The 12,320-nt window shown below is 65.7% G+C and carries 11 protein-coding genes; 5 read left to right on the top strand and 6 right to left on the bottom strand.

Going from position 1 to position 12,320, the window contains the following annotated elements; genetic code table 11:
* The 5 genes from H977_RS0109025 to deoC all read left to right on the top strand — a co-directional run bounded on the left by H977_RS0109025 (nt 1) and on the right by deoC (nt 5,881).
* A complete protein-coding gene (locus H977_RS0109025) occupies nt 1-1,560 on the top strand; it encodes an FGGY-family carbohydrate kinase (RefSeq protein ID WP_029107555.1) in 1,560 nt (519 codons plus the stop codon).
* Nucleotides 1,561-1,655: 95 nt separating this feature from the next.
* Nucleotides 1,656-2,618 carry a sugar-binding transcriptional regulator gene (locus H977_RS0109020; protein ID WP_029107554.1) on the top strand — a complete coding sequence of 321 codons (963 nt, stop codon included), beginning with the start codon at nt 1,656-1,658 and terminating at the stop codon, nt 2,616-2,618.
* A gap of 34 nt (nt 2,619-2,652) precedes the next feature.
* Nucleotides 2,653-4,155, top strand: coding sequence for a sugar ABC transporter ATP-binding protein (locus H977_RS0109015; protein ID WP_029107553.1), 1,503 nt, complete (start codon nt 2,653-2,655; stop codon nt 4,153-4,155).
* Nucleotides 4,148-5,155: an ABC transporter permease gene (locus tag H977_RS0109010; protein ID WP_029107552.1), complete on the top strand. Its 1,008-nt coding sequence runs from the start codon at nt 4,148-4,150 to the stop codon at nt 5,153-5,155. Before H977_RS0109015 ends, H977_RS0109010 begins: the two co-directional genes overlap by 8 nt.
* 33 nt (nt 5,156-5,188) lie before the next feature.
* Nucleotides 5,189-5,881 carry a deoxyribose-phosphate aldolase gene (gene deoC, locus H977_RS0109005; protein WP_029107551.1) on the top strand — a complete coding sequence of 231 codons (693 nt, stop codon included), beginning with the start codon at nt 5,189-5,191 and terminating at the stop codon, nt 5,879-5,881.
* Nucleotides 5,882-5,972: 91 nt separating this feature from the next.
* Here the strand turns inward: deoC and secG are convergent, their stop codons facing one another.
* From secG to H977_RS0108975, 6 genes are all read right to left on the bottom strand, one after another.
* Nucleotides 5,973-6,206, bottom strand: a complete 234-nt coding sequence (secG, locus tag H977_RS0109000) for a preprotein translocase subunit SecG (RefSeq protein WP_029107550.1) — start codon at nt 6,204-6,206, stop codon at nt 5,973-5,975.
* A 45-nt stretch (nt 6,207-6,251) separates the two neighbouring features.
* Nucleotides 6,252-7,046, bottom strand: coding sequence for a triose-phosphate isomerase (tpiA, locus tag H977_RS0108995; RefSeq protein ID WP_029107549.1), 795 nt, complete (start codon nt 7,044-7,046; stop codon nt 6,252-6,254).
* Between the two features lie 2 nt (nt 7,047-7,048).
* Nucleotides 7,049-8,284, bottom strand: a complete 1,236-nt coding sequence (locus tag H977_RS0108990; RefSeq protein WP_029107548.1) for a phosphoglycerate kinase — start codon at nt 8,282-8,284, stop codon at nt 7,049-7,051.
* 5 nt (nt 8,285-8,289) lie between these two features.
* Complete coding sequence (gene gap, locus H977_RS0108985; protein WP_029107547.1) at nt 8,290-9,312, bottom strand: type I glyceraldehyde-3-phosphate dehydrogenase; 1,023 nt, start codon at nt 9,310-9,312, stop codon at nt 8,290-8,292.
* A 94-nt stretch (nt 9,313-9,406) separates the two neighbouring features.
* Nucleotides 9,407-10,399 carry a phospholipase D-like domain-containing protein gene (locus H977_RS0108980; protein ID WP_029107546.1) on the bottom strand — a complete coding sequence of 331 codons (993 nt, stop codon included), beginning with the start codon at nt 10,397-10,399 and terminating at the stop codon, nt 9,407-9,409.
* A complete protein-coding gene (locus H977_RS0108975) occupies nt 10,396-12,171 on the bottom strand; it encodes an ABC transporter ATP-binding protein (protein ID WP_036475489.1) in 1,776 nt (591 codons plus the stop codon). The genes H977_RS0108980 and H977_RS0108975 overlap by 4 nt, the downstream gene beginning before the upstream one ends.
* Nucleotides 12,172-12,320: the final 149 nt, after the last annotated feature.

The raw sequence follows: 12,320 nt of genomic DNA, 5'->3' as shown, positions 1-12,320 counted from the left end.
ATGGGAATCCTCCTGACGATCGACCTCGGCACCGAAGGCGCCCGCATCGGTGCCTTCACCGAGGACGGCACCGCGCTGGGCACCGCCCATCGGCCGTACTCGACGCACCACCCGAGGCCCGGGTGGGCCGAGCAGGACCCGCGGGACTGGTGGGCCGCGATCAGCGCCGCGACTCGTCAGTTGCTCGACAGCGAACCGTGCCGGGCGGCCGGGCGGGTCATCTCGATCGCTGCGTCGACCACGGCCTCGACGGTGGCGGTGGTCGATGCGGCGGGTACGCCGTTGCGCCCGGCGATCTTGTGGATGGACGGTCGCGGCGCCGCGGAATCGGAGCGCACCGCGCAGCTGAGTCCGCAACATCCGATCCTCGACTGGTCCGGAGGATCCGATGCCGCCGAATGGCTACTGCCAAAGGCAATGTGGCTCAAGAAACATGACCCCGACGCGTACCGGTCGGCCGCACGGATCGTCGAAGCCGTCGACTACCTCACATTCCGGCTGACCGGACGATGGGTCGGATCGCAGATGAACGCGGTCTGCAAGTACAACTACGACGCCCTCGTCGGCCGCTTCCCCACCGAACTGTATGCCGCACTGGGCATGGACGATCTCATCGCCAAACTGCCGGACGAGATCGTCGCCGTCGGAGGTGTGGCCGGCACCCTCACCGACGGCGCCGCAGCCGATCTCGGCATCGAGCACAGACCGGTCGTAGCGGTGGGCGGCATCGACGCACACGTGTCCCTACTGGCCTGCGGAGGCAGAACGGACGGGCTGGTGTCGATCGTGTCCGGCACGTCGTCTGCCGTCGTCACCGAGGTGGACACGCCGACCACCTCCAACGAGGTGTGGGGGCCGTACCCGAATGCGTTGACCCACAACAAGTGGCTGGTCGAGGGCGGGCAGGTGACCAGCGGTTCGGTACTGAAATGGACCGGCGAATCCATCATGGGGGTACCGCGTGACGAACTGCCGGCGCTGATCGACCAAGCCACCGCCGTCGACCCGGCGTCGCACGGTCTGCGGGCCTTGGACTACTTCATGGGCAACCGCACACCGCACCGCGAAGCACGGCTGCGTGGAGCGGTGGTCGGGCTGACTCTCGGCACCACGAAGGCCGAACTGTACCGGGCGATGGTCGAAGCAGTCGCCTGCGGGACCCGCAGCGTCATCGACTCGTTCGAACGATCCGGTGTGCCGTGTACGCGCCTGGTGTTCTCCGGTGGAATCGAACGGAACCCGTTGTGGCAGCAGGTCACGACCGACGTACTCGGACGGCCCGCCGAGTTGGTGATCGGCGAGAACCTGACCCTGCGGGCCTGCGCCGTGATCGCGGCGACCGCCGCCGGGATCGTTCCCAGCCTGGCCGCCGGTTCGCGGCTGTTCGCGCCGCGCGTGCGGCCACTGGAACCCGACCCGAAACGGATCGCCGTGTACGAGCAGACCTTTGCCGACTATCAGCGGTTGACCGCCGCGCTGCGCCCGATCATGTGCGACACCGTCGAAGGTGACTCCGGACCTGTGGCGGGGGCTCGTGGACCGTTCCGGGTGGTGCGGTGATGAGCGCTTGCGCGAAGAACGGACGAACACGATGAGCGCTTGCGCGAAGAACGGACGAACACGATGAGCGCTTGCGCGAAGAACGGACGAACACGGTGAGTGCCACTGCCGACCGGAGCCATACCGACCTGCTGCTGTATGTCGCGCAGTGCTATTACGAGCAGGGCCGCACCCAGGAAGACATCGGATCCGAACTCCACCTGACCCGGTGGAAGGTCGGACGCCTACTCGACGAGGCTCGCGGCGTAGGCCTGGTGCAGATCAAAATCGTTCACCCCCAGGCACGTCGGGTCGATCTCGAAACGGAGATGCGTAACCGGTTCAGCCTCCGCGAATGCGTCGTGGTGCCCGGTCCGGACACCATCGAGCCAGCCGGCGAGCACATCGCCGCCGCGGCCGCGAACTACCTCAAGTCGAATTCGTCGTGGATCACCACCCTCGGCGTTTCTTGGGGCAACACGCTGCAGCAGATCGCGGCAGTACTGCCGGTCGGATGGACAAACGGGATCGAGGTCATCCAGATCAACGGTGGGGTGAGCCGGTCCGTACATCCGACCAAAGCCGCCAACATCGTGACCAGCATCGCCCACAGTGGCAACGGTCAGGCCACGCTATTGCCCGTACCGGCGATCGTCGAACGAATCGAAACCCGAGATGCGCTGTACGCCGAGGGATTCGTCGAGGATGTGTTGTCCCGTGCCCGCCAGGCAGACGCCATCCTGTTCTCGCTGGGCGCGCTGGGTCCGACGTCGGTACTCGTCGAATCCGGTGCCGTCACCCCGGCCGAACTCGCTCAACTCGAATCGGCCGGAGCCTGCGGAGACATCCTCGCCCACTACATCACCGCGAAGGGCGAGGTCGCCTATCCCGACATCGACAGGCGGACAGTGGGTCTGAGCCTCGACGATGTCAAGAACGCCAACTGCGCCATTGCGGTGGCCGCCGGGCCGGGCAAAGTGCCGGTCGTCATCGGCGCCCTGAGCAGCGATATGTGCTCGGTCCTGATCACCGACGAGCCCACGGCACAGGCGGTACTGGAGCACCGACATGACACCTAGTCACCACGCAGAAACGACACTCCCGAACGAACCCGTGAAGGCTGAGCCGGTACCGGCACTGCGCATGCAGGCCATCGTGAAGACCTTCCCCGGCACCAGAGCCTGTGCCGGCGCCACGCTGGAGGTCGCCCGCGGCGAGGTGCACTGCCTTCTGGGCGAAAACGGCGCGGGCAAGAGCACTCTGATGAAGATCCTCTCCGGTTTCTACACACCGGACTCCGGCACGATCGCCCTGGACGGCGAGGAAGTCTCGTTCAACTCCCCCATCGGAGGCGTCCGCGCCGGGATCAGCACCATCTACCAGGAACTGGATCTGGTCCCGGACATGACCGTGGCGCAGAATCTGTTCCTGGGCCACGAACCGATGCGCGGCCTGATCATCGCCCGCCGGGAGCGGGATCGCCTGGCGGCCCAGGCGATCGCCAGGGTCGGTGGCCGTTTCGCGCCGTCGGACGTGGTCGCCGACCTCTCGGTGTCCGATCAGCAGCTCACCGCAATCGCCAAGGCGCTCACCACCGATGCCCGCATCATCGTGATGGACGAGCCCAGCGCGACGCTCACCGATCACGACCTCGCCGAGGTGTTTCGCGTCATCCGTGAACTCGTCGCCACGGGCAGATCGGTGATCTACATTTCGCACCGGCTCGACGAGGTGAAGGCGATCGGTGACCGGGCCACCGTCATGCGCGACGGGGCCACCGTCGGCGTGTTCGACGTCGCGACGGTGACCAAGGACGAACTGGTCGAAGCCATGATCGGTCGCGCCCTGCGCCCTCAATCCCCCCGCAGGCCCCGTCCCGACGGAGAAAGAGCCGCGCTCCTGGAGATCCGCCGCGCCGCGATCGCCGGCGTGATCGACGTATCGGGCATCACCGTCGAGCGTGGCCAGATCATCGGGCTCGCGGGGTTGGGCGGCGCGGGCCGTTCCACGCTGCTGGCCACCTTGTTCGGCGACAGAGTCGCTGAGCTCGACGTCAGCCTGGCCGGTTCCGTGATCACCCGGCTGACGCCGCGGGGCGCGGTCCGGGCCGGGATCGGCCTGGTCCCCGAGGACCGAAAGAGCCAGGGGTTGTTCCTGGAACAGTCGATCCTGCGCAACGCCGGGATCGCGGCGTTGGCGCCGTTCAGTCTCAACCCGATGAAAGCCGCCGGCCGGTTGTGCATGCCTGCGTTGCAGCGCCTTGGCGTGAAGTTCTCCAGCGTCGATCAACCCGTCGGCCAGCTCTCGGGCGGCAACCAACAGAAGGTGGTGCTGGCCAAGTGGATGGCCCGCGGGATCGACCTGCTGTTGCTCGATGAGCCCACTCGGGGGTTGGACGTGGGCGCGAAAGACGATCTGTTCGAACAGGTTCAGGCGCTCGCCGAATCCGGGGTGGGTGTGCTGATGGCATCCAGCGAGATGAGCGAACTGACCCAGAACTGCGACCAGATCTGGGTCATGCACGAAGGCAAGAACGTCGCGGTGTTCGACCCGAGAACCACATCGGCGGCGGACATCTCCCGCTGCGTAGTCACAGGAAGAACCGACAATGACTGACCTATTGCAGGAACCGGCCCGGCCGGCACCATCGGCCCCGGCCGGTACGGTGCGCACGCGTCGACAGAACATCATCGTGCGGTTCAATCTGCTGTTCATCTTCGTGGCACTGTTCGTGGTGGCCGCCGTGACCGCGCCGCAGTTCCTCTCCTCGCAAAACCTGGCGAACCTGCTGCAGCAGTCCAGCCTCACCGGCATCGTCGCGATCGGGATGACGGTGGTGATTCTCACCTCCGGGATCGATCTCTCGGTGGGCAGCGTCGCGGCGTTGTCCGGAATGCTGGTGGCGATCCTGATCGGCCTGGGAATCGCCTGGCCGGTAGCCATGGTGCTGGCCATCCTGAGCGGGCTGGTGCTCGGCGGGGTCATGGGCGGTTTGAGCTCGTATCTGGCGCTTCCGGCGTTCATGGTGACGCTGGCCGGGATGCAGAGCATCCGCGGGCTTACCTTTCTGACCACCAACGGCACCCCCACCACCGCCGAAATCCCGGTGGGTCTGCGGTTTCTGGGCGCCGGAGCGGTCGCCGGCATTCCTGTAGTCGGACTGATCTTCGTGGCCACCACGCTCGTCGTGGGCCTTGTGTTGCGCCGCACCACATTCGGCGAACACATCTACGCGGTCGGCAGCAATGCCAAAGCCGCCCGGTTGTCGGGGCTGCCGGTGCAGCGCATCACCACCGCGGCATATGTGATCTGTGGCGGGCTGGCCGCGCTGTCCGGCGTTCTGCTCACCGCCCGGCTGACCATCGGCCAGCCCACCGCGCACACCGGCCTGGAACTGGACGCCATCGCCGCGGTGGTGCTCGGTGGTACCAGCCTCTTCGGCGGAAAGGGCGGTGTGATGGGCACTTTCATCGCCGTGCTGCTGCTGTCGGTGCTGCGCAACCTGTTCAACCTGCTGGGCTTGAGTTCGTTCTTCCAGATGCTGGTGACCGGACTGATCCTGATCGCGGCGTTGATCATGAACTATCTGCTCGACCGCCAGACCAAGACTGCCTGAAACCCCAAGTCACAACGGAAGGTTCCGAATTCGATGACCACGCCAGCGACACCCGCTGAAGCCGCCGCGATGATCGACCACACCCTGCTGAAACCCGAGGCCACCGCCGCCGACGTCGAATCTCTCATCGCCGACGCAATCGAGCTGGGCACCTATTCGGTATGCGTGTCGCCTTCGATGCTGCCCGTCAGCATCCCTGCCGGCTCGAATCTCAAAGTCGCTGCCGTGTGTGGCTTTCCGAGCGGCAAGCACAGCTCAGCCGTGAAAGCCGCCGAGGCAGCCGAAGCGGTGCGCCACGGCGCTGACGAGATCGACATGGTGATCGACATCGGGGCGGCCAAGGCAGGCGACTTCGACTGCGTCGCAGCCGACATCGCTGCCGTCCGCGCCGCCGCGCCCGCACCGACGGTGCTGAAGGTGATCATCGAATCGGCCGCGTTGACCGACCAGGAGATCGTCGGGGCGTGCCGGGCCGCGGTGGCGGCGGACGCCGACTTCGTCAAAACCTCCACCGGTTTCCACCCCTCCGGTGGGGCGACGGTGCATGCGGTCGAGCTGATGCACCGCACGGTTCACGACAGCGGTCTGGCGGTGAAGGCATCCGGCGGTGTGCGCACTCTTGAGCAGGCCCGGGCCATGATCGCGGCGGGAGCGACACGGCTGGGAGTGTCCGGCTCACGCGCACTGCTCAGCTCAGCCGGGCCCGAGGCAGTAGCGGGTTACTGACACGCTGCTGCCCGCCAGCCCAAATGAAAGCCGCCCCGGTAGTGATACCGGGGCGGCTTTCGTTGGTTCCTTGACGGACGCGGGCTACCGATCAGCTGTACTTGATCAGCAGCGCGACGCCGACGATCGATACCACCCAGATGCCGGTCACGAACAGCGTCAGCCGGTCGAGGTTCTTCTCGACCACCGTGGAGCCGGACAGGCTGGACTGGACACCGCCACCGAACAGGGTGGACAGACCACCACCTTTGGCACGATGCAGCAGGACCAAGAGCACGACCAGCACGCTGGTCACGACCAGAGTGATCTGCAGAGCCAATTCCATGGGTGAAAGAATACCTGGTGCGGTGACCGGTCCAGGCCCCCGGGGTTACGGCAGCGGTCCACCCGCGGCGATGGCCGACAGCGTCGCGAACTGCTCGCCGTCCAGCGAAGCACCGCCGACCAAGGCGCCGTCCACATCGCCCTGCGCCACGATCTCGCCGACATTCTTGGCGTTGACCGATCCGCCGTAGAGCACGCGGACCCCGGCCGCCAGCTCGGGCGAGGACAGATTGCCGAGCTCGGCACGGATCGCCTTGCAGACCTCCTGCGCATCGGCCGCACTGGCCACCCGGCCGGTGCCGATCGCCCACACCGGCTCGTAGGCGATGACCGCCTGCCCGATCTGCTCCTTGCTCAGACCGGCCAGGGAGCCGCGCAACGAGTCCACGTTGTACTCGACGTGGTTGCCCGCCTCGCGCACGTCGAGCTGCTCGCCGATACAGATGATCGGCGTGATGCCGTGCTTGAACGCCGCCGCGGCCTTGGCCGCCACCAGCTCGTCGGTTTCACCGTGGTAAGTGCGCCGCTCGGAGTGGCCCACCACCACGAAGCTGCATCCGAGCTTGGCCAGGAACGCCCCGCTGATCTCACCGGTGTAGGCGCCGGAATCGTGTTTGGACACGTCCTGCGCACCGTAGGTGAGCCGCAACTTGTCCCCGTCGACCAACGTCTGCACACTGCGCAGGTCGGTGAACGGCGGGATGACGGTCACGTCCACCTTGTCGAAATACTTGTCCGGCAAGGCGAATGCGATCTTCTGCACCAGGGCGATGGCCTCGAAATGGTTGAGGTTCATCTTCCAGTTGCCGGCGATCAAAGGCTTACGTGCGGCTTTGGCCATGGCTACGACTCCAGTACTTCGATGCCGGGCAGGGTCTTGCCCTCAAGGTATTCCAGCGACGCACCGCCACCGGTTGAGATATGGGAAAAGCCGTCCTCGCCGAGGCCGAGTTGCCGCACCGCGGCGGCCGAATCGCCACCGCCCACGACGCTGAACGCGCCCTTTTCGGTGGCACCGATGATCGCCTCGGCCACGCCCTTGGTGCCCGCGGCGAACGCCGGGAACTCGAACACGCCCATCGGGCCGTTCCAGAACACGGTCTTGGCGTTGGACAGCAGCGCGGTGAAACGCTTGACCGACTCAGGACCGATGTCCAGGCCCATCTTGCCTTCGGGAATGCGATCGGAGGCCACAGTCTGCGCTTCGGCATCGGCGGCGAACTTGTCGGCCGCCACGATGTCCACCGGCAGGTGGATCACATCGGCGTAGGTGTCGAGCAGCCGCTTGCACGTGTCGATCATCTCTTCCTGCAGCAGCGAGGTTCCCACCGAAACCCCTTGTGCAGCAAGGAAGGTGAAGCACATGCCGCCACCGATGACGATACTGTCGGCCTTGGTGGCGAGGTTCTCGATGACCGCGAGCTTGTCCGAGACCTTGGAGCCGCCGAGAACGACCGCATACGGGCGCTCGGTCGAGCTGGTCAGCTGCTCGAGCACCTTCACCTCCGTCGCCACCAACGTGCCCGCGTAATGCGGCAGCAGGGTGGCGACGTCATAGACGGAGGCCTGCTTGCGGTGCACCACCCCGAAGCCGTCGGAGACGAAGGCACCCGGCGAGCCGTCCGCACCCTCGACCAGGGCGGCCAGAGCCTTGGCCAGTGCCAGCCGATCGGCGTCGTCCTTGCTGGTCTCGCGCGGATCGAAGCGGATGTTCTCCAGCAACAGCACGTCACCGTCGGTCAGGCCTTCGGCGCGGGCCAGCGCATCGGTGCCGACGACATCGCCGGCCAACTGCACGTGACGTCCCAGCTTCTCCCCCAGCGCCGCGGCAACCGGGGCGAGCGAGAACTTGGGATCCGGGCCACCCTTGGGCCGGCCCAGATGCGCGGTGACGACGACCTTGGCACCGGCCTCTGCCAGCGCATTGAGGGTCGGGACCGAGGCGATGATGCGACCCGGATCCGAAATGTTCCCGTCATCGTCGAGGGGGACGTTCAGGTCGGAGCGGACCAATACGGCCCGACCCGCCACCCCTTCAGTACCCTCGGCCAACAGGTCGGCGAGTGTCTTGACAGCCATCGCGACTACAGCGACTTACCGACGAGCGCGACCAGATCGGCGAGGCGGTTGGAGTAGCCCCACTCGTTGTCGTACCAGGAGACGACCTTGGCCTGGTTGTCGATCACCTTGGTCAGGCCCGAGTCGAACAGCGAGCTGTGCGGGTCGGTGACGATGTCGCTCGACACGATGGGTGCGTCGTAGTACTTGAGAATCCCCTTGAGCGGACCCTCGGCGGCGGCCTTGAAGGCGGCGTTGATCTCGTCGGCACTGGCTGACTTGGCCAGCTCGGCGGTCAGGTCGGTGACCGAACCGGTGGGGATCGGCACGCGCAGGGCGTAGCCGTCCAGCTTGCCCTTGAGTTCGGGCAGCACCAGGCCGATGGCCTTGGCGGCACCGGTCGAGGTCGGCACGATGTTGATGGCGGCTGCCCGGGCGCGGCGCAGATCCTTGTGCGGGCCGTCCTGCAGGTTCTGGTCCTGGGTGTAGGCGTGGATGGTGGTCATCAGGCCCTTGACGATGCCGAACTCGTCGTTGAGGACCTTGGCCAGCGGTCCGAGGCAGTTCGTGGTGCACGAGGCGTTGGAGATGATGTTCTGGCTGCCGTCGTACTTGTCGTCGTTGACACCCAGCACGATGGTGATGTCCTCATCGGTGGCCGGCGCGGAGATGATGACCTTCTTGGCGCCGGCATCGAGGTGCCCCTTGGCCTTGGCCGCGTTGGTGAAGATGCCGGTGGATTCGACGACGACGTCGACGCCGAGATCGCCCCAGGGCAGGGCCGCCGGACCTTCCTTGACCTCGAGTGACTTGATCTTCTTGTCCCCGATGACGATGGTGTCCTCGCCCTCGAGGCTGACGTCCTGCGGCAGCCGGCCCAAGATCGAGTCGAACTTCAGCAGGTGAGCCAGGGTGGCGTTGTCGGTGAGGTCATTGACCGCCACGATCTCGATGTCGGTGTTCTGCCCCTGAGCCTGCTGCGTCGCCAGCGCCCGGTAAAAGTTGCGCCCGATGCGGCCGAAGCCGTTAACGCCTACCCGGATAGTCACGTGATTTCTCCTATTTGTCGGGGGAAAGCTGCCGCACACTGCTCGTCGCCAGCCTAGTAGTGCAGCCTCCGGACTGTGCGGCCCGGTCAGTGCATCAGATGTCGGGGTCGTGTAGGGCGAGTTGGTCGAGTTCGTGTGGGTCCTGACCGACGAGATCGGCGATCAGTCCCTCATCCGACAGGTCCATCGGCTCGGAGTGCTTCCAGTCGTGGTGGGCGACCTCGTTGAGGCGCTTGATGATGTGGTGATCGGTCACCTCGATGGCCAGTTCACGCCGATGGTCGAAGCTGCCCGGGGAGAAGTTGATCGAACCGACGATGGCACGTTCATGGTCGGCCAGAATCATCTTCGCGTGCAGCTTCATGTGCTTGAGTCGGTGGATCTTGATCCCGACGTCGTCGAGGATGCGCATCCCGCTGACACCTTCGAGGAGCTTGCCCGACTTGAGGTGGTGCGCCGCGCGGGCCATGACGTGAACCTTCACCCCGCGATGCGCCGCACGGACCAGGCGCTCGATGATCACCGGGTCCTGATAGCGCTCGTTCTGGACGAACAGCGTGTGTTTGGCACTGTCGATGAACTCGGCGATGCGATGCCGGCCGTTGGTGGGGCACCAGATCAGGTGCGCCCCGCCGCCGGGATCGAAGTCCTCCCGCGCCCAGTCGGCTTCGAAGCAGTCGATGATCTCGGCGACTTCGTAGGCGCTGGGAGTGACGACGGCATAATCGCGCGTCACGGTGAAGTTCTCCTCGGTCCAGTTCAACGACTCGACAAAGGCATGGTCGTCGTCGACGATCATGGACTTCTCGTGTGTCAGATCGAAGGCCGGGTTGCTGGCACGGACCTCGATGCCGAACCGCTGCAACGTCTCCCGCGCGACGTCGTTGTCGGTCTCCCCGTCGCGACGCTCAGGGTTGAGCATGACCTTGACGTCGACACCGCGCCGGTGGGCGGCCACGACCGCGTCCAGCAGCGCCACGTGGTTGAAGGCGAACATCTTGATCCGTACTGAGCGGGTGGACGCACCGATCGCGTCGAGCACCGGCTTCGCGGAGTCGTCGGGCAGGATGATCAGCGAACGCGTCACGATGTCTCGTCCTCGTATTGGATGCGGTGCAACTCGGCGTATCTGCCGCCTGCGGTGAGGAGTTCGGTGTGTGATCCCTCTTCGACCACTCGGCCCTCCTCCAGCACGACGATCTTGTCCGCGTCGCGAATGGTGCTGAGGCGGTGGGCGATGGTGATGACCGTGCGTCCGTTCATCAGTCGCTGGAGCGCTGACATCACCAGGTGCTCGGACTCCGCATCCAGGGCGGCGGTCGGTTCGTCGAGGATGAGGATCGGGCTGTTCCGGATGAGGGCGCGGGCGATACCGATGCGCTGACGCTGACCGCCCGAGAGGGTGAGGCCCCGCTCCCCGACCGGGCTGTCATAGCCCTGGGGCATCTCGGAGATGAACTCGTGGGCGTTGGCGAGTTTGGCCATCTCGACGATCTCGTCGTGGTCGGCGTCGGGCCGGCCGAAGGCGATGTTGTCACGGATGGTGCCCCGGAACAGGACCGTGTCCTGCAATACATAGGCGATCTGGCGGCGGAGGTCGTGCAGTTTGTAGTCGCGCAGGTCGACTCCGTCGATGCGGACCGTGCCCATACTCGGGTCGTAGAACCGGGGAATCAGGCTGACCAGACTGGATTTTCCGCTTCCGGTGTGCCCGACGACACCCACGAGCTGGCCGGGTTCGACCTCGAAGGTGACATCGCGCAGTACGGGAGTCTCGCTGTCGTAGCTGAACGCCACCCGCTCGAAGCTGATCGCACCCTTGATCTGTCCCGGTTCGATCGCCTCGGGTTTCTCCTCGACCGACGTCTCGGCCGTCAGCAGGGCGTTGACGCGGTCCACCCCGACCGAGGCCATCGCGATGGTGTTGGTGAGCTTGGCCAGATCCTGCACCGGCTTGAAGAACGACGCCAGGTAGGAGATGAACACGGTCAGCGTGCCCGCCGTCATCGCGCCGGCGAGGATGAGCGCCGAACCCCGCCACAACACCACCGCGGTGCAGGCGGCCACCACGACGGTGACGATCGGCGACACCACCGACTTGACCCGCCTGGCGTTGAGCGCCGCATCCACCGCCTGCTGGCCCGCGACCGCCAGCTGGCGCTCCTGCAGGTCCTCGCGGTCGAATGCCTTGACCACCCGAATCGACTGCAGACCCTCCTCCGCGACCGCGACGATGTCGGATTCCCGCTTGCGCACTTCGTGTGTCGCCGCCTTGACGGCCTTACGGATACGCGAGACGAACAGCAACAGCAGCGGCGCCACCGCGAGTGCGATGAGCGTGAAATCCCATTGCAGCCACAGCATCATGGCCAACATGCCGACGATGGTCAGCAGGTCGGTCGCGATACCCAGCGTGGAGGCCGACGCGAAACCCTGGATGGTGTCGACGTCGTCGGTGAGCGTGCTGAGGATCGGCCCCACCCGATGGGTGTCGAAGTAGTTCAGCGACAGCTGCTGCAGGTGATGGTAGGCGCGGGTGCGCAGATCATTGCCGATCTGCTGACCGACGGTTTCCGTGAGGTAGTTGGCCACGTACGACGCGATCGCGGCGACCACCGCGATGACGAGCACCATGATCGCGGCCAGACCGGCGATGTGCATCTTGCCCTCGCCGCCGAGCAGCGGCTGCAGCAGACCGTGCAGCCAGCCCGGCAGCGGGTGGTGGCCGACCACGCTGTCCAGCACGACCTTCAACGGCCACGGCGCGGCCAGGCCAGTGGCGATCTGCACCAGCAGCACCGCGAAGATCCCGGCGATCAGCAACCGGTACGGGCGGATCAGCTCAAGAATCAGTCTCATCGCGGCCGCTGCCTCAATCGGGGGTTGACGTCGAAGTTTGTCGCCACACACTACAACGCCGCAACGACGTCGGCGTGACACAACGATGACTATCCGGCACGTTCGGGCAACGACGCAGATCGCCGCTCCCACTCCGTACTCAATAGACC

This window comes from Mycobacterium sp. URHD0025 (assembly GCF_000426065.1).
Taxonomy (GTDB): Bacteria; Actinomycetota; Actinomycetes; order Mycobacteriales; family Mycobacteriaceae; genus Mycobacterium.
This window is presented reverse-complemented; position numbering and strand designations above follow the sequence as displayed.